This is a genomic window from Helicobacter pylori (assembly GCA_008032935.1).
Classification (GTDB): Bacteria; Campylobacterota; Campylobacteria; order Campylobacterales; family Helicobacteraceae; genus Helicobacter; species Helicobacter pylori_CX.
Map to the genome: position 1 here is coordinate 52059 of CP032039.1, position 21841 is coordinate 73899.

Below are 21841 nucleotides of genomic sequence, written 5' to 3' on the forward strand. Positions count from 1 at the left end.
CCAAAACCACCCCTTAATCTCAAAAAACCCCAATCATAAAAAGCTTTATGCTACAATGAAAGCTCTTTAACACAATAAAAGGGCGGTTTAATAGCATGGCACAAGAAAAAGCGGTCATAAGAGATCCTAAAAAACTCAATGCGTTTGATTTGCGTTGGATGGTGTCCTTATTTGGCACGGCGGTGGGGGCTGGGATTTTATTCTTGCCTATTAGAGCCGGTGGGCATGGGGTATGGGCTATTGTGGTGATGAGCGCGATTATTTTCCCTTTAACTTATCTAGGGCATAGAGCTTTAGCTTATTTCATAGGATCTAAAGATAAAGAAGACATTACCATGGTCGTTCGCTCTCATTTTGGTGCTCAATGGGGTTTTCTTATCACTTTGCTTTATTTCTTTGCGATTTATCCTATTTGTTTGGCTTATGGGGTGGGTATCACTAATGTGTTTGATCATTTTTTCACTAACCAGTTGCATTTAGCGCCTTTTAATCGGGGCTTATTGGCTGTAGCGTTAGTTTCTTCAATGATGTTGGTGATGGTTTTTAACGCTACGATTGTTACACGCATTTGTAACGCTTTAGTGTATCCTTTATGCTTGATCTTATTGCTTTTTTCTTTGTATCTTATCCCTTATTGGCAAGGCGCTAACCTTTTTGTGGTGCCGAGTTTTAAAGAATTTGTGTTAGCTATTTGGCTAACCTTACCGGTGCTTGTGTTTTCATTCAACCATAGCCCCATCATTTCAACCTTCACTCAAAATGTGGGAAAAGAATACGGCGCTTTCAAAGAGTATAAACTCAATCAAATTGAATTAGGGACATCGCTGATGCTTTTAGGGTTTGTGATGTTTTTTGTGTTTTCATGCGTCATGTGCTTGAATGCTGATGATTTTGTGAAAGCAAGGGAACAAAATATCCCCATTTTAAGCTATTTTGCTAACACCCTAAACAACTCTTTAATCAATTATGCGGGGCCTGTGGTGGCCTTTTTAGCGATTTTTTCATCTTTTTTTGGGCATTATTATGGGGCTAAAGAGGGTTTAGAAGGCATTATCATTCAAAGTTTAAAATTGAAAAAAGCTTCTAAAACCTTGAGCGTGAGCGTAACGATTTTTTTATGGCTGACTATCACGCTGGTGGCTTATATTAACCCCAATATCTTGGATTTTATTGAAAATTTAGGCGGCCCCATTATCGCACTCATTCTGTTTGTGATGCCCATGATAGCTTTTTATAGCGTTTCTAGTTTGAAGCGTTTTAGAAACTTCAAAGTGGATATTTTTGTGTTTGTCTTTGGGAGCTTAACGGCTTTGAGCGTGTTTTTAGGACTATTTTAATGGCTAGTTTTTCCATTTTATCCATTTTTAAAATCGGCGTGGGGCCTAGCTCTTCACACACCATAGGGCCTATGGAAGCTGGGGCGAGATTTTGCGAGTCGTTAAAAGGCATTTTAGAGCAGGTTAAACGCGTTCAAATCACCTTGCATGGCTCATTGGCTTTAACCGGTAAAGGGCATTTGAGCGATGAGGCGGTTTTAATTGGCTTGCATGGCATTTACGCTAACGAATTAGAGGTAACAACCAAAAAAGCCTTATTGCATGAAGTGCTTGAGAATAAAGTTTTAAAACTCGCTAACCAACATCGCATTCATTTTGATTATGCTAAAGATTTGATTTTTGACCATAAGCCTTTAGCCAGACACCAAAACGCTCTCATTCTAAAAGCTTTTAACGCTAAAAATGAGGTTTTAAAAGAAGAGACTTATTATTCTGTTGGTGGAGGGTTTGTTTATACTGAAAAAGAATTAGACAACTTATCTAAAGAAGGCGGGAATGAAAGCGTCGCCTATGATTTTTCAAGCGCTAAGGAGTTGCTAGAATTATGCCAAAAACACCAAAAAAGCATCGCTGGAATCGTGCGTTTGAGAGAAAATGCCCTGAAAAACTGCCCTGATGCAACGATGACTAAAATTTATCATGCGATGCTTGAGTGTTATTGTAATGGGGTTAATTCTAAAGAAAGGTATCTGCCTGGTTCTTTGAGAGTAACACGATTAGCTCCAAGCATTAAAACGCGCCTAGAAAAGCACCCCACAAGCGGGAAAGACCCTTTAGCGTTGATTGATTACATTTCGCTTTACGCTCGCGCCATTGCTGAAGAAAACGCTAGCGGAGGCAAGGTGGTAACCGCCCCTACTAATGGGGCGTGTGCGGTGGTGCCAAGCGTGCTTTTATACGCCAAAAACCATTTGTTTGAAAATTTATCGCAAAAGTCTATCAATGATTTTTTACTCACTAGTGCGGCGATTGGCTATCTTTACAAGAAAAACGCTTCCTTGAGCGGCGCAGAAGCGGGGTGTCAGGCTGAAATTGGCGTGGCAAGCTCTATGGCTGCAGGAGGGTTAGCCTATTTGTGCCAAGCGACCACGCAACAGGTTTTGATCGCTAGTGAAATCGCTATGGAGCACCATTTAGGATTGACATGCGATCCGGTGGGGGGCTTGGTGCAAATCCCTTGCATTGAACGCAATGTTTTAGGGGCGATTAAAGCGATCAGCGCTTCTAAATTAGCCTTAGAAGATGAATACAAGCCTAAAGTGAGCCTAGATGAAGTGATTGCTACGATGTATGCGACCGGAAAAGACATGAATGAAAAATACAAAGAGACTTCGTTAGGGGGGTTAGCCAAAACCTTAAAATGCTAAGGGATAGCCCTCAACTTTTAGGGCTTTAAATTCAAAATAAAAAGGCTTTGTTTTTAACAAATACAAATAAGCTTTATCCAACTTTAATATCCTTCAAAAATTTTTAAGCATAGGGTTTTAAAATTTTGTTTCATCGTTTTTAAATTCCATTTAATAATAAAACTCATTAAGTTTATTTAAACTCATAAGAGAATAGGGCATTTTGAAATCATTCCCCTACAACCCCCTTTTTTAAAATCCCCTAAGAGCGCATCATGAAAAACGATCTCTTGCTTACACAAGATTTTTTATTTTGATTGTAAAAATACTCAAAGGTATTTTTTAAATTTGATTACTAATATTCCATTAAAATAAAACCAAAAATTTTTACACGCTTTCATAAAATGCGTTGAAATATCGTGAAGTGCCCAATCGCCAAAGACGCTTTGGGCTTCCTAGACTGATGTTAGGGAGAGTTTGGTTCTCACTCTGTATCCCTATCGTAGAGATTTTACAGAGTTTAAGCTCCAACGCATTCTCTCTCACACATCACATCTCCAAAGGCGTAACTTTTCACACTTCCTATACTAGATACGAATGGGGATATTACTATGAATTAAGTGGCATTCATTCCAAACGCTAAAGACGATTGGGATTTCTGCTAAGGAGTTTTAAAAGGAGATTATTTTTAACTCTATCAATCGCTATATTTCAAAGATTTTTGCGTAACAAAACCTTAAGCTAATTGTTACCAATCGTTACCACAAAAGAAAACCAAAAAGCTTGAAGTCTAAAGATTTTAAAAAAGCGGTGGTTTTTAAAAAGATAGCCTAAAACATAGGATAGAGTGATAGGGAGCTAAAAGCCTAAATATAAAGCCTAAAAAGGAGTGCTTAAGAGACTTATTTAAAGCCCCCTAGCCAAAAAAGTAAGCTAGGGCTATTTTACTATTTTTCAGACTTACTAGAGTCGCTAATTTGTTTTTCAAACTCTTGTTGCAAGGCTTGTTGTTGTTTTTCTTTCTTTGAAAGGCGGCGTTTTTTCTTAGACTTTTTCTCTTTTTTTGAAGAAGCCTCTGGCTCTTTTGAAGCTGTTTCTTTGAGTGCGTTAGCATTGGTCGTAGAATCTAGATCCGAATTAGAAGCGTTCTGTGTCCTCTTAGAAGAGCTTATAAATTCAGGGCTATCAGTATGGCTTTCAAGCTCCCCACTGCTCCTCTTTTGAAACGCTGCTTTGGTGTCTTTCTCAGCTTGCTCTTCCATTTTCTTAAAAGTGGCTGCATCCAGTTTTCTAGCCTTTTCTTTTTGGCTCACCCTAACCATGCTGATCAAATATTTGATATACCCATCATACATATCCCCAAACTGCTCATGCAAAGCCCCAAAATCCGAGCCTTTGTAAAGCCAATTGAACAAAGGGAGCGAAAGCTCTGTCCCTAAGTCTTTAAGCACATGTTTATAAAACTTCTCCCTGTCATTCACCACAAAAGAAACCTTACCATCTTTATGCTCATAATAACAGACCTTTTGCTCCACACAGCTTTCCAAACTCCCCTTAAAGAAAGCTCCAAAAGCGGATAAGTCGCCCTTACTCATCTTGGTTTCAGAATACTGGTTAAAATTCTTCACGCGCTCTTTTTCCAAATTAACCATGCTCTTTAAAACCCTCTTGCGGTCTTTTTTCACATTCCCCGTGGAGCTTTCAGAAAACATAACATTGGGATCAACTGTAGTGTTAATAGTGGCAGAATCCGTTTCTGCTCTCAACAAAAAAGTCGTAGCCGCTAAAAAAAATAAAATCCGTTTCACACCAAACTCCTAATTAAATAATAACCGCAACAAAAATAGATACCGTTCTTCATAAAAGCTCTCTTTTGAAATCTTCTTCTATTGATAAAAAACCACCTAGAATTCAAGCTGTTTTAGCCGTCTTAAAATACAGACTTTCAAAGGGTCTTTACTATTGGGTATGATACTATAAATATCCAAAAAATACAAACACTCCAAAAACTTTAACCCTAAAAAATTGAGACACTCTTTACAGCTAGAGGATTTAAGAGTAGCAAAGCCCACCCACCAAGCAAGTAGTCTCTATTTTAAAAGTCAATGCCCAAACGCCATGACAATTATAACACGAAAACGCCCTAATCCCCACAGCCAAAAGCTAGGGATTTACGGCGTGGTTTTACAAAAATCAAAAAAAGTTAGCACACCCTAAGCGCTAATGCTTATGATGGCTTGGTTTTTTCCCTTTTTTTCCCTTTTTTTCATGATCGTGAAAAGGGCCTTCGCATGCACAATCATGCAAATCTAACCCCTCTTCACGATATTCTTTCATGGTCATTGTTTTCTTTTTGTTAGCAATCACTTCAAGAATTTCTTTTTTACGCTTGTTGCGATCTTCTTGGCTTAAAGAAGCTAAATTCTTATCCATCGCTCTTTTAAAATCCGCTTTATAACTTTTACGCTCTTCTTCTTTCATCGCTGCTAATCGTTTATTGACTTCCGCACGAAACTCCGGGACTTCGCTAGGAGCGACTTTCCCTGCTTGCTCTAATAGTTGCTTATTATCCATGCTCTTAAAATCACTCGCATTCAAAAAAAGCCCCAAAAAAGTCCCTGTAAATAATAAAGAAACCGCTAATTTTTTCATCAAATGCTCCCAATTCAAAAATAAAGAATAAATTCTATCATTTGATTGATTAAAGATAACTTATAGCACTTTAATAGCCAATTGATTTTTAGATTTTATGATCAGTGCTCTATTAAAACAGCTAACCTATATCCCTTATTTTTAAAAATAATGAACTCATTTTTGATTTTTCAAAGACTTGTTTGTGTGCGGTTGTTAGTGAGTTCAATTGCTTGTAAGGATTGCGATTTCATTTTTACTGAGTGGCCGTATTGATTAAGCAACGGCTTTGGCGTAAGAAAAGAAAATCATAAAAGGCCATAAAGAGCAAAAGCCCTTTTCTATGCCCCCATAAGATTAACCCTAAAACACCTTAAAAGCTTACAATGTAACGCCAATAAAAGGCATAGGGGCGGTGAAAGGTGAATTTATAAGTAACCCCTTCAGGAACATTATCCGCACTAGCGGTATAATAATTGTTGCGAATGGTTTGGATTTTCAAGCCAATTTCAAAACCTTGGTGTTTAGTGCCTAAGCGGATTCCGCCATTCACTAAGACCTGGAAATTTGATGGGTGGAAACTCCCTCTATACTCTTCAGCTAAGTCCTTAAAATAATAGTTTGTTGGACCCCAAGAGGTGCCACCAATCGCAACGCCCAAGAAAAACCCAAAATGCAAGTTCTCACGATTGAAAATAGCCGGGTTAAACAACACATCTGTGCCAGCCCCATAGCCAAACATGAAACTTTGAGAACCCTTGCGAGCGTCTCTCATGCCATAATCATTATAAGTGTAATACTTATAATAAGAGCTTGCAAAATCAAAGAATCCGTAATAACGCATTCCAAATTGCGGGGCTTTCTTAAAAAAATGCTTATACCCTACAACAAACCCAAAACCATTGATAGCGTATTGTTGGTTGCTTAAGCCCTTATACCCACGAGTCCCTAGAGCGCCATGGGTAAGCCCTCCTGTGGGGTTTGACGCTGTGGGCATGTTAGGCGTATTAGAGCCATAAGCCCCACTTTGATTACCATTACAATTCCCATGGGAACAATTTTGAGCGGTAGTGCTGAGCATACCTAATTGGTAATCAATCCCTATAAAAGCAGCATTTCTTTCACCTTTTTTGGTAGGGCTAGTCTTAATAGCTTTTTCTTGCTTAGGGGTCTCTGCTGACAACAAGCTTGTCATTGCTAGAGAGATAGCACCTACTATAACAGATTTCTTCATGTATTCCTTCCTTCTACATTTTCTCTACTTGAGTTCTAAATGCTACATTCTACTATAAAATTGCTTTCTTTTTGATTAAATATAGCGATTGAATGAGAATAAATTGAAACAAAAATCAATTTTAGGAACTTTTTAGTAAAAATTCCTAAATCCTCTCACCTTTTTTAGGCTAAAACCAAAACCTAACAGCCAATAGAGATTAAAGATGCTCTTTCACGCTCTCTAACACGCTCTTAAAGGCTTGCATGTCGTTCATCGCCATGTCTGCTAAAACCTTGCGGTCTAACTCAATGTTAGCCACTTTTAGGGCATGCATGAAGCGCGAATAACTTGTATTGTGCATTCTGCAAGCCGCATTGATCCTTACCACCCACAAACTCCTGAACTCTCTTTTCTTTTGTTTGCGATCCCTAAAGGCGTAATACATGCTTCTTTCAAGCTGTTCTTTAGCCTTTCTAAAATGCTTTCTTCTGCCACTATAAAACCCTCTAGCGAGTTTTAAGACTTTTTTATGGCGTCTTCTGCGCACAACGCCTGTTTTAACTCTCATTTCTTTACCTTTCTTTTTAAAATATTTTTAGGTGCGTTTTTCAAACGACTTTCCCTTAAATAAGGGGATTAACTCCACTTCCTAATGAGCATTCCTAAGCCCTGCAAAGCAACGACATGACAGAATGCACATTAGTGTGATGCACATGTTTTGGCGCGTTTAAATTGGCTTTACGCTTAGGGCTTTTTTTAGTCAAAATATGGCTTTTAAAAGCGCTGCCACGCTTAATCAAGTTCTTTTTAACTTTGAAACGCTTAGACGCGCCGCGATTAGTCTTCATTTTTGGCATGATTTTCTCCTTTCATAAGGTTAATACGATTAAAAGGCGGGTTATTTTCTTTGGTTTTCTTTTCGTTTTTGGGGGCTTCTTTAGTCTTAGGCACAAACATCCACGAAACAAAACGCCCCTCGGTTTTTGGCTCTTTTTCAGGGTTGGCTAAATCTTGCATCATCGTTTGGACCCTCAAAAGCACATCAAGCCCGGCTTTTGAGTTTTGGCTCTCCCTACCCTTTAAAACCACTTTGAATTTGACATGCTTATTGGCTTCAATAAATTCTCTCGCATGCTTGACTTTGTAGTTAATATCGTTTTGCGCGATTTGAGTGGAAAGCTTGATCTCTTTGATTTCAATTTGCTTTTGCTTTTTTTTGGCTTCCTTGATTTTCTTTTCATTTTGGTAGCGGAATTTATTATAATCCATCACCTTACACACAGGAGGTTTCGTGCTCGCTGAAATCAAAACCAAATCCAAACCTAAATTTTGAGCGATATTGAACGCTTCTTTAGAGGAAATAATCCCATACACTTCGCCATTATCACCCACGCAACGCACTTCTTTAAAATTAATGTCTCCGTTTAACAACACTTCGTTTCTACTCAAAAACTAACCTCTTGCATCCTAGATTCAACCATGTTTAAAAACTCCTTTAAGGGCATTTTATATTGAGCTTGTTTTTCTCTGTCTCTAATGGATAAAATTTCGCTCTCCACCTCTTCATTCCCTAACACTAAAATCATAGGGATTTTTTGCTTTTCGGCTAATCGCACCTTTTTATTCAAGCTGTCGTTTTTATCCAACGCTTCTACAAAAATATCGCGCTTTTTTAATTCCTCTTTTAATTTCAAAGCAAAAACATGATGCTCTTCATTAATAGGAATGAGAGCGATTTGAGTGGGCGCGACAAAGAAAGGGAAATTCCCCCCAAAATGTTCGCTCAAAATCGCAATAAACCTTTCAAACGAGCCTAAAATCGCTCTGTGGATCATCACCGGCTGTTCAGCGTGATTGTGTTCATTAGTGAAAGCGAGCTTGAAGCGTTCAGGCAAATTCATATCCACTTGAATCGTGCCGCACTGCCATTTACGCTTTAAAGCGTCAGTGATTTTAATGTCAATCTTAGGCCCATAGAAAGCCCCTCCTCCTTCATCAACCTTATAATCAATGCGGTGCTCTTTTAGGGCTTCTTTTAAAGCGTTAGTGGCCTTTTCCCAAACTTTATCATCGCCTATGGATTTAGCCGGTCTAGTGGATAATTCCATTTCATAGCTAAAGTCAAATGCTTTCATGATTTTATGCGTGAAATCTAAAATTGCGCTCACTTCGCTTTGGATCTGTTCAAAAGAGCAAAAAATATGTGCATCATCTTGGGTAAATTCCCTAACCCTTAAAAGCCCATGCAACACGCCGCTTTTTTCATGCCGATGCACCACGCCGTATTCATAAAACCTTAAAGGCAAATCTCTATAGCTGTGCAAAGCGCTTTGATAGACTTTAATATGCCCCACGCAGTTCATAGGCTTTATGCCGTATTCTTGCTCATCAATCGTGGTGAAATACATGTTTTCTTTATAGTTGTCATAATGCCCGCTGATTTTCCACACATCGCTCTTTAAAATCTCAGGGCCTTTAACCGGCTCATAGCCTCTTAAAAGTAACGCCTTGCTCAATAAATCTTCAATGCGTTTTCTGAGTCTTGCCCCTTTAGGCAGCCATAAAGGTAAGCCCGCCCCTATCTCATCATCAAAACTAAAAAGCCCTAGCTCCACGCCTAGCTTTCTGTGATCTCGTTTTTTCGCTTCTTCTATTTGGAAAAGATAGTCTTTTAAGCCCTCTTTGGTGGCAAAAGCGATGCCATAGATTCTAATGAGCATTTCATTGTTTTCATCGCCACCCAAATAAGCCCCGGCCAATTTAGTGAGCTTGAAATGGTTTAAAAAACGGGTGTTTGGGAGGTGAGGCCCCTTACACAAATCTTCAAACTCGCCCTGTTGGTACACGCCAAATATATCGCCACTGATTTTACTCATCACCGCATGCTTTAATTCATCGCCTTTAAAACGCTCCAAAGCTTGCTCTCTGGTTAAAGTCTCTTTAGTGATAGCGAGCTTTAACTTCGCAAATTCTTTCATTTTCGCTTCAATTTTAGGCAAATCCTCTTCGCTGATTTTTGAAGCGGTCTTAAAATCGTAATAAAACCCCTCTTCTACCACAGGACCTACAAAAAATTTCGCGTCCGGATAAAGGGCTTTCAAGCTTTGCGCAAGCAAATGCGCGCATGAATGCCTGATCACCTCTAAAGCCAAAGGCGAATCATCAAAAAATATCGGCTCGCTCCCTTTTAACGCTTTAATCCCATCGCTCAGCCCTAAGACTTTCGCGCTCTCTAAATCTATTATTTGCTCGTCTTTATAAACAGCAATCAGTTCCGCACTCATTCTTTAAAACTTATGTTTCCTTTCTTTAAACCTTAAAATTCAGCAATCTTTTGATCCAAACCCGCATTGCACTTGCGAATCCACTTTCTCAGCTTTAGGGTCGCTCATAGGCTTTAAACACGCTTGTAAAAATACCATACAAAGCAAATTCAATAACAACCGCCTATACAAAACCACCCTTTCTATTCAAAAATACCTAACTAACCGCCCATTATACAATAAAATCATAAACCAAAAAGAATACGCCCCTTATTAAAAAGCTTAGAATACAAACTAGCTAAAACTAAAGCTCTATCATGCTATCATTATTATATTTTATGTTTTAAGAGACTTAATGATCATTTTAAGGGAGTTTTGTGCGATATATCAAGTTTTTCAAAGAGTTGAACAATAAGAATGTGAATCTGGTTGGGGGTAAGAACGCTAGCATTGGTGAAATGTTTCAAGAACTAGTGCCAATTGGCATTAAAGTGCCTGATGGCTTTGCGATCACGAGCGAAGCGTATTGGTATCTTTTGGAGCAAGGGGGGCTAAACAAAAAATCATAGAGCTTTTAGAAAATGTTGATGCCACCGAAATTGATGTGTTAAAAATCCGCTCCAAACAAATCAGAGAGCTTATTTTTGGCACGCCTTTTCCTAGCGATTTGAGAGATGAGATTTTTCAAGCTTATGAAATTTTAAGCCGACAATACGACATGAAAGAAGCCGATGTGGCGGTAAGGAGTTCCGCTACTGCAGAAGATTTGCCGGACGCTTCTTTTGCCGGGCAGCAAGACACTTATTTAAACATTAAGGGTAAAACCGAATTGATCCACTATATCAAATCCTGTTTGGCGTCGCTTTTTACCGATAGAGCGATTAGTTATAGAGCGAGTCGTGGGTTTGATCATTTAAAAGTCGCCTTGAGTGTGGGGGTGCAAAAAATGGTGCGAGCGGATAAAGGCAGCGCGGGCGTGATGTTTTCTATTGACACCGAAACCGGTTTTAAGGATGCGGTGTTTATCACTTCAGCGTGGGGGTTGGGCGAAAATGTGGTGGGCGGCACAATAAACCCTGATGAATTTTATGTGTTTAAGCCCACTTTAGAGCAAAACAAACGCCCCATTATCAAACGCCAACTCGGCAATAAAACGCAAAAAATGGTCTATGCCCCAAGGGGTAGCGAACACCCCACCAGAAACATTAAAACCACCAAAAAAGAATGGCAATCCTTTTCATTGAGCGATGAAGACGTGCTGATTTTAGCCAAATACGCCATTGAAATTGAAAAACATTACTCTAAAGAAGCCAAACAATACCGCCCCATGGATATAGAATGGGCCAAAGATGGCGATAGCGGGGAAATTTTTATCGTTCAAGCGCGCCCAGAAACCGTTCAAAGCCAAAAAAGTAAAGAAGAAAATCAAGTCTTTGAAAAATTCAAATTCAAAAACCCTAACGAAAAGAAAGAGGTTATCTTGCAAGGCAGAGCGATTGGGAGTAAAATCGGATCAGGGAAAGTGCGCATCATCAATGATTTGGAACACATGAATTCTTTTAAAGAGGGTGAAATTTTAGTTACCGATAACACCGACCCAGACTGGGAGCCTTGCATGAAAAAAGCGAGCGCGGTTATCACCAATCGTGGGGGGCGCACTTGCCATGCCGCTATTGTGGCTAGAGAAATTGGCGTGCCGGCCATTGTTGGGGTGAGCGGGGCGACTGATAGCCTTTATACCGGCATGGAAATCACGGTTTCTTGCGCTGAGGGCGAAGAGGGCTATGTGTATGCGGGCATTTATGAGCATGAAATTGAAAGGGTGGAGCTTTCTAACATGCAAGAAACTCAAACAAAAATTTATATCAATATTGGAAACCCTGAAAAAGCCTTCAGCTTTTCTCAGCTCCCTAATCACGGCGTAGGGTTAGCCAGAATGGAAATGATTATTTTAAACCAAATCAAAGCCCACCCCTTAGCTTTAGTGGATTTGCACCACAAAAAAAGCGTGAAAGAAAAAAATGAAATTGAAAACCTCATGGCAGGCTATGCTAACCCTAAAGATTTTTTTGTGAAAAAAATCGCTGAAGGCATTGGCATGATCAGCGCGGCGTTTTACCCTAAACCTGTGATTGTAAGGACTAGCGATTTCAAATCCAATGAATACATGCGCATGCTTGGCGGCTCTAGCTATGAGCCTAATGAAGAAAACCCCATGCTTGGTTATAGGGGGCTAGTCGGTATTATTCAGAAAGCTATAATGAAGCGTTTTCATGGGAGTGTGAAGCCTTAGCGCTAGTAAGGGAAGAAATGGGCTTAACGAACATGAAAGTGATGATCCCTTTTTTGCGCACCATTGAAGAGGGTAAAAAAGTCCTAGAAATCTTAAGAAAAAACAATTTAGAATCCGGTAAAAACGGGCTTGAAATTTATATCATGTGTGAATTGCCGGTGAATGTCATTTTGGCTGATGATTTCTTAAGCTTGTTTGATGGCTTTTCTATTGGATCAAACGATTTAACCCAGCTCACTTTAGGCGTGGATAGAGACAGCGAATTAGTCAGCCATGTCTTTGATGAAAGGAATGAAGCGATGCTAAAAATGTTTAAAAAAGCGATTGAAGCTTGTAAAAGGCACAACAAATATTGCGGGATTTGTGGGCAAGCTCCGAGCGATTACCCTGAAGTGACAGAGTTTTTAGTCAAAGAGGGAATCACTTCCATTTCTTTAAACCCTGATAGCGTGATCCCCACTTGGAACGCTGTAGCCAAGTTAGAAAAAGAATTGAAAGACCATGGCTTAACTGCGCATTGATAATGAATGAATTGTTCTAACTTGAGTGGATTTTTTCGTATTAGTTTCCATGATTTAATTTTGATGGGTAAGAGTGTTTTTTGAAAAAAGGTTGGTAATAAAATCAGTAAAAACAGGAAAAACAAATAAAGTTGGCAAAAACGCAGAGATAACTAACACAAAGGCAAATAAAGAGACTCATTCTAAACAAGCGAGTGCCATTACAAATACGATCAGATCAATTGGTGGGTTTTTTACAAAAATCGTAAAGAAAGTTAGAGAACTTGTAAAAAACACCCCAAGAAAAGCAAGGCGGCATTAGTAGTATTGACCCATGTTGCGTGCAAGAAAGCGAAAGAATTGGACGATAAAGTCCAAGATAAATCCAAACAAGCTGAAAAAGAAAATCAAATCAATTGGTGGAAATATTCAGGATTAACAATAGCGACAAGTTTATTATTAGCCGCTTGTAGTGTTGGTGATATTGATAAACAAATAGAACAAGAAAAGCAAAAGACAGAACAAGAACAACAGAAAACAGAACAAGAAAAACAGAAAGCAAATAAGAGTGGGATAGAGTTAGAACAAGAAAGACAGAAAACAAACAAGAGTGGGATAGAACTCGCTAATAATCAAATAAAAGTAGAACAAGAACAACAAAAGACAGAACAAGAAAAACAAAAGACAAATAATACACAAAAAGATTTGGTTGAAAAAGCAGAACAAAATTGCCAAGAAAATCATAGTCAATTCTTTATTAAAAAAGTAGGAATTAAGGGTGGCATTGCTATAGAAGTAGAAGCTGAATGCAAAACCCCTAAACCTACAAAAACAAACCAAACCCCTATCCAGCCAAAACACCTTCCAAACTCTAAACAACCCCGCTCTCAAAGAGGATCAAAAGCACAAGAGCTTATAGCTTATTTGCAAAAAGAATTAGAATCTCTGCCCTATTCGCAAAAAGCTATCGCTAAACAAGTGAATTTCTATAGACCAAGTTCTATCGCTTATTTAGAACTAGACCCTAGAGATTTTAATGTTACAGAAGAATGTAATTATTTAGCTAGCTCTAAGCTTCTTAATTTTCTAATGCTAACTTTTTAAAAACTATTTCTGCATTCTACCATAAATTTTTAAAAATTTGTTTTTTTATAAATCGGAAAATTTTTTCTTTACAATTTAATTATTAATAGGGGAGAGAGATAATTATATAATTGCAATTACTATATTATATATATCTTTTTATTCTTTTTATATAAATAGGCTCCTTATTATTGATTTTTTATAAATTACGTTCTTTAGAAAATGCAATTATTTTCTAATCTCTAAGAAATCAATATCTAGGAATTAGGACCATGCAAGAAAGAGTTTTTAAAAGAAAAGTTTTAGATGCGAATATCTTAAAAGAAATGCATGCGAACAATGTCTGTTATTCCAAGCATTCAAAAGATAGGTTTATTCCTTTCAAATTTGATAAATTTGGTTATGTTGAATGTAGACTCTTTAAAAAGATATTAAACTTTCCTAGCAATACAACTTTCTTTGGTGGCACAGGTTGTAAGAAACTCATGGAACTTTTAAGTGAAATCGTTATAGATTCTAGAAGTTCTAAAATCGCGTTAAACCGCCATTATGCCTTAACTCGCTTGCAATGGTGCGATAGAACCTTAAGACATAATCTCCAAATTTTAGAGAGAATAGGATTTCTAACTGCTTTTAAGAACAAAAAAGGTTATATTTTTTTGTCTATGCATGACTTCACTAAAATAGAAAACTACGAACATTTAGGTTTGAATGGGGAGAGCAATTTACCTAATAGCTTCTTTTTAGGAATTTGTGGGTATTTGAAAAAACTCTTCAAGAAATTAAAAGATAGAGCATTCAATCTCGCAAACAAGCACGGTGTATTCTTTTTGAAAATTCCTAAGCATTTTCAAATGCAAAACTTTAACAATATTTTTTGGAGTTTGTGTCGGTTAATAATCCTTGTCTTTCTTATAGATTGACTTATGATCAACTTGTTGGTAAAAAAATTCCGAACATCAAATGCTCTTACCAACAAGCAATTGTAAAAAAGAATATCTATAGAGCATTAGAAGAACTATCTATAGATAAGAAAATTCTAGCATCATAAAGAAAACAAAGGACAAAAAATGCAATTCCCACTCAAAAAAGATTTAGAAATTTCACAAAAATATGTGATCCCTAAAGGCTTTGACCCTACAAACAAAAAATACAAAAATCTTTTGGTGAAAGATCTACCTAAATTAGTGCATAGGGAAATTGAAATCGCTATGAAATTATTATTTGAAATCAACGAAGTAGAGACTGCGATTGAAGTCATGAAATTTCTCACTCAAGCAATGGATCGTGTTTTGTATGATGCGAGAGCCAAACATTATGAAATGAGATTAGCCAAAGAGATTAAAAAGAGTAGATTTGGGTGAAAAACTATGGCTTATATCGCTAATTTACAATTCTTACCATTAGATGAGATTTTACTCTCTAATGGTTATAAACACAAAGTAGAGAAATCAAGCAAAAATAACCCGGCTCTTTATAATGAATACGATACCATTAAAGGCACACTTATTGTTTCAAGAAAGCCTGATGGGAGTTATCATTATTTTAACGCTCATAATGATGAAGATAAAGGCACGATTATCGCTTTCTGTAAAAATCGTGGGCTAGATTTTAATGATTTGATCAAAAACAGAGATGATTTAGAAATTAGCGATAAGCCAAACCACAAATATAACAATTCCAAGCCTTATACAATCATTACCAAAGAACAGGAAATAGAGCGTCAAAAAGTAGTGAAACAATTTGAAAAGCTCCGTTACTACGATATAGAAAGCTCAGATTTGTTTCACATCTTGCTGGATAGTCGCTCTTTGGATAAAACTTTACTAAAACCTTACAATCATTTACTCAAAGAAGATGAACATGCAAATTTATGCGTGCCTTGCTATTTGATCAATGATAATGGAAACTTAATACAAGGTGGGTATAACAAGCGATTATCCAAACCTTTCACTATGCAAGGCGCTACTAATCCCACTAAACACTTAATGCAGACAGGTTCTATCAAGGGTTTTGAAGTTTTATCCCCACAAAATATTAAAAATATTCAAAATATCATTGTAGCTGAAAGCGTTTTTGATGGCTTAAGCGTGTTAGAAATGCAAGGGTTTGATCCCAATCAAACAGCTATTATTTCTACTATTGGTAATTTCACAGAAGAAAGAATGCAAAAATTTGTAGATAAATTTCTTAATACCATCAACACTTATAAGTGTAAGGAATACAATGAATACCACAAAGAAATTGATCGCTACAACAAGCAATTAGAGGACTATGAAAATTATATAAATTTTCAAAAAAGATATGAAAAATGGCGTGCTAAAGAGTTAGCTAAACACGATAATGACCCTAAAAAAGTCCCTAATGATCCCATTTTCTCGCCCATAAGAGATAAAAATAATCTTATCCCTAGACCCGTTTTTAAGCCCGCTCTAGCCTTACGCCTAAAAGAACCAAAAATTCCTAATTTAAATCTTAATGTTATTTTAGCAATGGATAATGATGAACAGGGGCGAAAATTCAACGCTATTTTGGAAAAAATTTTTTACGCTCACACTAAAGAAATTCCAAACATCTATACGCCTATCAGCAAAGATGCGAACGATGATTTGAAAATCGCTAAAGCATTAGGATTGAAGCAAATTAGCAATAGGATTTTACAAGATTTTTTATTTGATGCCAAAGAAAAAATGCAAAACCCTATTACCACACCATCACAAAAAAGCATCTTGGCTAACCAATTACAAAAACTACAAGATCTAATGCCAAAACCTAAACTACTACAAGGAGTGTTTCATGGTTACCAACAAGATCATGGATTTGGATCTAAATATGTAGCTAATTCTGCCTATTACACCAACAATCAATCTCAAAACAAAGGACATGAAAGATGAAAACAAAACATAAAGGAATAAGAATGTTTAAGCAAATTCGTAGAATGATGAGTTTGGCAATATTAATGCCTAGTTTTTTATTGGCGGCACCAGATTACAAACAAAAATTCACTCAAATATTGGATTTCATAAGCAATGACTTTATCAAAGCTATCGGTGGTCTAATCATTGTTGGGACTTGCATTTACGCCTATAAAAATTGGGACAGGCTTGGAGAAATTGGTTGGAAATGCGTTGGGATTATCATTATAACCGCTGCTATTTCTAATGCTAAAACTTTAAGTCAATGGTTATTTTAGATGGCATTGCATATTGTTTGTGTTGAAAGTATCAACATTAGAGAAATCAGCAAAAGAGAAACTTTTTTGGGATTAAACTTGGATAGTTGGATTGTTAGTTTCTTAATGTCGGCATGGTTACTTTCATTCCAACCACTTTATGCTATGGGTTTAATGGCTAGTTGTGTGTTTATATTCTACATTTTAGAATTTTTTGATGAAGATATAACAGCCATTTTGCATGCACTTTTCACATTAAGAACAGGAGCTAGAAATTATTATGCTTGAGAAAATTTTTAATTCTTTATGCTCGCTAGTTCCTAAGCGTTATAGCATGAAAGAAGAAACTAACATTGTTGGCATTTACAATGAACATTATCTTTTAAGTGAAAAATCAAACCTTGTAGGCGCTCTTAAATTAGAGGGAATTTCTTATTTGTCTTTAGATGACAAAGAAATAGGGCAAAAATTTAATGAACGCATTTTAGCTCTTAATGAGATTGTAGATGGAGTGCATTTTAAAATCGTAGCTAAAAGGCGTAAGATTTTCATGCACCATGAATATACTCAAGAGGAGATAAGCAATCCTTTTGCATTAGAGGTTATCAATTTATGGGAGCAGGGAGTTGAGAATGTTTATCAAAATTTCTATTACTTAATTTTTGAAACTAAGAATGATAGCATTAAAGGTTATTTGGAACGATTTAAGAAAAAAATCACTACCAATGAATTAGAAAATATTCAAGAAAATAATAAACAAGATGAAGTTAAATATCAAGAAAACTATTTCATAGGCTTTGATAATTTTAATCTATTAGATAAATCTAAAATATTAGACAGCATTATCAATAATGTTAAAAACATGCTTTCTGGCTTGTTTGTAGAAAAAATAGATGCCAATAGTTTGCTTAATTTTTATGCGGAATATATCAATGGTGTTCCTAGTGAATACACTTTTGCTAGAGGTCGTTTGCATGATGGAATGATCAATTCTGATGTGCATTTTAAAAAAGATTTTTTCACTCACATTCATAATGGTAAAGAGATTTTCAAGCGTTTCATCAGCATTAAGACTTATGATATAGACAAAATTGTCAGCACTGCTCTTTCTTCAGTGTTGCATTTATCTTTAGAATTTGATGTGATTTTAAACATTGACAATATTCCTAAAGCAAAGGCTGAAAAAAGGATTGAAACTAAAAGAAAAAGAGCGAATAAGAGCATTAGAGTTGAAATTGATGAATTGAATGACCTTATTAAAACAGACAGAGTTTTGATGCAGGAGATTTCTTTAAACATTTTAGTTCATGCCAAAACTAAAACCGATTTAGATAGTGCTTGTATAGAAATTACCAACTTGCTTAAACAAAAAGGCATTGTAAGCACACAAGAGAGTATTGGCATGTTGCCTATGTTTTTTAGCTTTTTCCCCAATCGTAATCGCTTGAATTTTAGAAAGCGTTTGTTGTCTAGTCAAAATATTGCTTCTTTAATCGTATTAGAAAAACAAAATTGTGGTTTTTCTAGAAATTCATGGGGCGATCGCCATTTAACTATTTTTAGAAACCAAGACAAATCGCCTTATTTATTCAATTTCCATGCCTATGAGGCAAAAAGAAAAAATGATATGGTATCAGGGCATACCATCATCTTTGGTGGCACAGGGGCTGGTAAAACCACTTTAATTGAATTTTTAATCACCAATTGTTTTAAATATGAAGATTTAAGTATTTTGGCTTTAGACAGAAATAATGGCATGCGTGTGATGACTGATTTTTTAGATGGTCAATACAACGATAGCAATGATTTCTACATTAATCCGTTTTCTTTAAAAGATACAAGCGCTAATTGCACCTTTTTAGTGAGTTGGTTGGCATTCATGCTCAATATTGATGAAGATACTAAAGATGAAAAAGAAAAAAGACTTTAAGCGCTTTATCCAAAACAATCAGAGTTTGCTATAACAATATCACAAAACAAGGGGGTGCTATTTTTAAGCTAAGAGATTTTAAAGACACGCTAGAAAGAGACTATTTAGATAGCAAAGACATTTTAGAAAAAGAGAGTTCAAAAGACTTATACAAGCATTCTACTGATTGTTTAGACTTTGCTAAAAAGCTTTCTGTTATTGATATGGATGCTCTTTCTAGTAGTAAAAAAGATTTCAACTTGGCAGTGCTATACCTATTCTACAAAGTCATGAATAGAGCTAAATTAGAAAACAAGCCTTTTTATATATTCATTGATGAAGCAAAATCTGTTATTGAAAATCCCATCATGTTAGCTAAAATCAAAGACACACTCGCTCAAGCTAGAAAACTCAATGGGGTTTTAACCTTAGCTTTTCAAGACATTAACCAACTTGATGGCGTAGAGGGAGCAAAGTCCATTATAGAAAACGCCGCTCAAGTCATACTCTATCCTACAAACAATTTTGAGAAATTAGAGAGCTATGGCATTTTATTAAGTCCTATTGAAAAATCCTTTTTAAACAAAACGCCGTTAAACTCTAGGCAAGTATTAGTGAAAAACCTTCTCACTCAATCTAGCGTATTTTTAGAAATCAATTTAGAAAAGCTAAACAGCACCAGTAAAAAATTTTTAAGAGCGTATAACTCTAGCGCGTCTAGCGTTTTTGAACTGGAAACGCTTAAAAAAGATAATCCAAAGGATTATAAAGAAATTTACTTGACAAAGGAGTAGGAATGAAAGATAGCGTGATTATCATTGAAAGCCCTAATAAGGTTGAGAAGATTAAACAACTAACAGGTGCGGAAGTTTATGCAACTATAGGGCATTTCACTAACCTTATAGGCGTAGATATTGAAAATAATTTTGCTTGTAAGTTTGAAATCAAAGAAGACAAGGCTAAGAAAATAAATTTTTTAATCAATGCTTGTAGGGACAAAAAAGTCTATATCGCTACTGACCCTGATAGAGAGGGCTATGGTATTGGCTATCAATTTTATGAAAAAATTAAAAATGTAGCTAGTGAAATTTATCGTGCAGAATTTCATGAGATCACACCAAGCGGTATTGAAAACGGCTTAAAAAATGCGGTGTTATTTTCTCGTTCTAACACTAATTTATACCAATCATTCTTAGGCAGGATTGCAAGCGATCAAGTTGTTGGATTTGCTCTAACAAGCTATTTAAGAAAAAGTTTAAATCTTAGTGAATTGAGCGCTGGTAGAGTACAAACTCCAGCTCTAGCTTTAATCTGCCAAAGAGATCAAGAAATAAGGGATTTTGATAAGTTAGATGCTGAAGAAAAAGTAGAATATCAAATCCAAGCTAATATTGTGTGCAATGAAAAAGAAGTGATTATTAAGCATGTAAGAGCGAATGAAAAAAACGAACTAGTGGATTTTAAATTTAAAGACAAAAACGAAGCATCTCAATTTTTAAAAGATCTAAAGGATGGATTAGGCTCTATGAGTGTTCTAGTTTCAGTAAAAGAAAGTCTATCCAATAAAGAACCCAAAAAACCTTTCACCACCTCTAAACTTTTATCCCAAGCGAGCAAATCCTTAAAAATACCCACTAAAGAAATCGCACAACTTGCTCAAAAACTTTTTGAAGCTGGTCTCATCACTTATCACAGAACTGATAGTGAATTTTTAAGTCCTGAGTATCTCAAAGAACATAAAGTGTTTTTTAAACCTATTTATCCGAGTGTTTATCAATACAGGGAGTATAAGGCTGGCAAAAACTCACAAACTGAAGCGCATGAAGCCATAAGAATTACACATCTGCATGCTTTAAAAGACTTAGAAAAAGTGTGCAGTGACGCTAAAATAAGCGAAGAATTAGCGCTGAAGTTGTATCAACTTATTTATGCCAATACAATTTGTTCTCAAAGTAGAAACGCCTTATACAATCAATATGATTGTATCTTTAAAATTAAAAGCGAGAGTTTTAAGCTCTCTTTCAAACTTTTAAAAGAAAAGGGTTTTTTAGAGATTGAAGAACTCATTCAAGGCAAAGAAGAACTTAACAAGGAAGAACAAGAAAGTGAAATAGAAAACTTTTCATTAAAAGAAAATGATAGTGTCCCGTTAAAAGAAGTTTTTATTAAAAAAATAGAAAAACCCAGTCCTAAACCTTATAAAGAAAGCGCCTTTATTCCTTTATTAGAAAGCGAGGGGATTGGTCGTCCTAGCACTTATGCGAGCTTCTTAGATCTTCTTTTGAAGCGTAAATATATTAGCATTGATACAAAAACTAACGCTATCACCCCTACTAGTCAAGGATTAGAAGTGATTTCATTTTTCAAAAAAGATAGAGAAGTGGATTTCATCGCTCTTACAAGCAAGGATAAGAGCAAATTAGGAAGCACTACCAAACAATTTGAAGAATGTTTGGATTTAATTATGAGAGGTGAAGCTAGTTATGAAAAGTTCATGCTTGAAGTCATAAGCAAATTAAAAAGTACCGCCAAGTTTTATCCCACTAGCACGAAAAACTCCGTCCTTTAGGGCGGAGATGTAAGTGCTTAGCCGTTAGGCTATTTGAATATCGTTTCACTTGGATCCATTCGCTTTTTAGCGCATTCTATAAAAATCAAAGTTAGCTAGTTAATGCGGTGTTTCTTGTTCTTGTATGTATTGCTTAATCATCTCTAAAGGCGCACCCCCACAACTCCCAGCGAAATAACTAGGCGACCACAAATGCTTCCCCCACAAACTAGCTTCAACGCTTTTGAAATGGTGTTTTCTAGTCAAACGACTGCTAACGCCCTTTAAAGAATTGACTAACTTACTCACGCTCACTTTGGGTGGGTAGTTGATAAGCAAATGCACATGATCGCTCTCCCCATCAAATTCTACCAACTCGCTCTCAAAGTCCTTACACACTTTGGCAAACACCGATCCTAAAAAATCTATCACTTCCTTGTTGAACGCTTTACGCCGGTATTTAGTAACAAATACCAAATGCGCGTGTATTAAAAAAACACAATGCCTTCCGTGTCTCATATCATCAATTTTTTTCATAGACTT

At 36.4% G+C, this 21841-nt stretch carries 17 protein-coding genes and 6 pseudogenes; 14 read left to right on the forward strand and 9 right to left on the reverse strand.

Features of this window, described 5'->3' with window-relative positions:
- Positions 1-95 precede the first annotated feature (95 nt).
- The 3 genes and pseudogenes from D2C78_00295 to D2C78_00305 all read left to right on the forward strand — a co-directional run bounded on the left by D2C78_00295 (position 96) and on the right by D2C78_00305 (position 3348).
- Positions 96-1337: an HAAAP family serine/threonine permease gene (locus D2C78_00295; GenBank protein QEF34580.1), complete on the forward strand. Its 1242-nt coding sequence runs from the start codon at positions 96-98 to the stop codon at positions 1335-1337.
- A complete protein-coding gene (locus D2C78_00300) occupies positions 1337-2704 on the forward strand; it encodes an L-serine ammonia-lyase (GenBank protein ID QEF34581.1) in 1368 nt (455 codons plus the stop codon). The genes D2C78_00295 and D2C78_00300 overlap by 1 nt, the downstream gene beginning before the upstream one ends.
- 442 nt (positions 2705-3146) lie before the next feature.
- Positions 3147-3348, forward strand: a pseudogene (locus D2C78_00305) (hypothetical protein).
- 282 nt (positions 3349-3630) lie between these two features.
- Here D2C78_00305 and D2C78_00310 read toward each other — a convergent pair.
- On the reverse strand, positions 3631-4491 hold the full coding sequence (locus tag D2C78_00310; protein ID QEF34582.1) for a hypothetical protein: 861 nt from the start codon (positions 4489-4491) through the stop codon (positions 3631-3633).
- Between D2C78_00310 and D2C78_00315 the strand changes: the two are divergent.
- A pseudogene (locus D2C78_00315) lies at positions 4415-4608 on the forward strand (hypothetical protein). The gene D2C78_00310 and the pseudogene D2C78_00315 overlap by 77 nt on opposite strands.
- A 100-nt stretch (positions 4609-4708) precedes the next feature.
- Positions 4709-4900 carry a hypothetical protein gene (locus D2C78_00320; GenBank protein QEF34583.1) on the forward strand — a complete coding sequence of 64 codons (192 nt, stop codon included), beginning with the start codon at positions 4709-4711 and terminating at the stop codon, positions 4898-4900.
- Between the two features lie 3 nt (positions 4901-4903).
- On the opposite strand, the gene D2C78_00325 is transcribed toward D2C78_00320, so the two are convergent.
- The 7 genes from D2C78_00325 to D2C78_00355 all read right to left on the reverse strand — a co-directional run bounded on the left by D2C78_00325 (position 4904) and on the right by D2C78_00355 (position 9985).
- Positions 4904-5335, reverse strand: a complete 432-nt coding sequence (locus D2C78_00325; GenBank protein ID QEF34584.1) for a DUF1104 domain-containing protein — start codon at positions 5333-5335, stop codon at positions 4904-4906.
- Positions 5336-5687: 352 nt separating this feature from the next.
- Positions 5688-6548 (reverse strand): outer membrane protein, encoded by an 861-nt coding sequence (locus D2C78_00330; GenBank protein ID QEF34585.1) that lies wholly within the window; start codon positions 6546-6548, stop codon positions 5688-5690.
- A gap of 199 nt (positions 6549-6747) precedes the next feature.
- Positions 6748-7098 (reverse strand): 50S ribosomal protein L20, encoded by a 351-nt coding sequence (gene rplT / locus D2C78_00335; GenBank protein ID QEF34586.1) that lies wholly within the window; start codon positions 7096-7098, stop codon positions 6748-6750.
- 94 nt (positions 7099-7192) lie between these two features.
- Positions 7193-7387: a 50S ribosomal protein L35 gene (rpmI, locus tag D2C78_00340; GenBank protein QEF34587.1), complete on the reverse strand. Its 195-nt coding sequence runs from the start codon at positions 7385-7387 to the stop codon at positions 7193-7195.
- The gene (infC, locus tag D2C78_00345) at positions 7368-7979 is read right to left on the reverse strand and encodes a translation initiation factor IF-3 (GenBank protein ID QEF34588.1); all 612 of its coding nucleotides are present in this window, start codon (positions 7977-7979) and stop codon (positions 7368-7370) included. Before infC ends, rpmI begins: the two co-directional genes overlap by 20 nt.
- Positions 7976-9814, reverse strand: a complete 1839-nt coding sequence (locus D2C78_00350) for a threonine--tRNA ligase (protein ID QEF34589.1) — start codon at positions 9812-9814, stop codon at positions 7976-7978. The genes infC and D2C78_00350 overlap by 4 nt, the downstream gene beginning before the upstream one ends.
- A 39-nt stretch (positions 9815-9853) precedes the next feature.
- Positions 9854-9985, reverse strand: a complete 132-nt coding sequence (locus tag D2C78_00355; GenBank protein QEF34590.1) for a hypothetical protein — start codon at positions 9983-9985, stop codon at positions 9854-9856.
- A 185-nt stretch (positions 9986-10170) separates the two neighbouring features.
- Between D2C78_00355 and ppsA the strand changes: the two are divergent.
- The 9 genes and pseudogenes from ppsA to D2C78_00400 all read left to right on the forward strand — a co-directional run bounded on the left by ppsA (position 10171) and on the right by D2C78_00400 (position 21319).
- Positions 10171-12607 (forward strand): annotated as a pseudogene (ppsA, locus tag D2C78_00360) (pyruvate, water dikinase).
- A gap of 97 nt (positions 12608-12704) precedes the next feature.
- Positions 12705-13690, forward strand: a pseudogene (locus D2C78_00365) (DUF874 family protein).
- A gap of 251 nt (positions 13691-13941) precedes the next feature.
- Positions 13942-14720 (forward strand): annotated as a pseudogene (locus tag D2C78_00370) (hypothetical protein).
- 19 nt (positions 14721-14739) lie between these two features.
- Positions 14740-15033: a hypothetical protein gene (locus D2C78_00375; GenBank protein ID QEF34591.1), complete on the forward strand. Its 294-nt coding sequence runs from the start codon at positions 14740-14742 to the stop codon at positions 15031-15033.
- A gap of 6 nt (positions 15034-15039) precedes the next feature.
- A complete protein-coding gene (locus tag D2C78_00380) occupies positions 15040-16563 on the forward strand; it encodes a hypothetical protein (protein QEF34592.1) in 1524 nt (507 codons plus the stop codon).
- Positions 16560-16862: a virB2 type IV secretion protein gene (locus tag D2C78_00385; GenBank protein QEF34593.1), complete on the forward strand. Its 303-nt coding sequence runs from the start codon at positions 16560-16562 to the stop codon at positions 16860-16862. Before D2C78_00380 ends, D2C78_00385 begins: the two co-directional genes overlap by 4 nt.
- Positions 16863-17129 (forward strand): virB3 type IV secretion protein, encoded by a 267-nt coding sequence (locus D2C78_00390; protein ID QEF34594.1) that lies wholly within the window; start codon positions 16863-16865, stop codon positions 17127-17129. It abuts the gene before it with no gap.
- A pseudogene (locus D2C78_00395) lies at positions 17122-19544 on the forward strand (VirB4 family type IV secretion/conjugal transfer ATPase). Before D2C78_00390 ends, D2C78_00395 begins: the two are co-directional and overlap by 8 nt.
- 2 nt (positions 19545-19546) lie before the next feature.
- Entirely contained in the window at positions 19547-21319 is a 1773-nt protein-coding gene (locus tag D2C78_00400; protein ID QEF34595.1) for a type IA DNA topoisomerase, read from the forward strand.
- Between the two features lie 99 nt (positions 21320-21418).
- Here the strand turns inward: D2C78_00400 and tnpA are convergent, their stop codons facing one another.
- Positions 21419-21835, reverse strand: a complete 417-nt coding sequence (gene tnpA / locus D2C78_00405) for an IS200/IS605 family transposase (protein ID QEF34596.1) — start codon at positions 21833-21835, stop codon at positions 21419-21421.
- Positions 21836-21841: the final 6 nt, after the last annotated feature.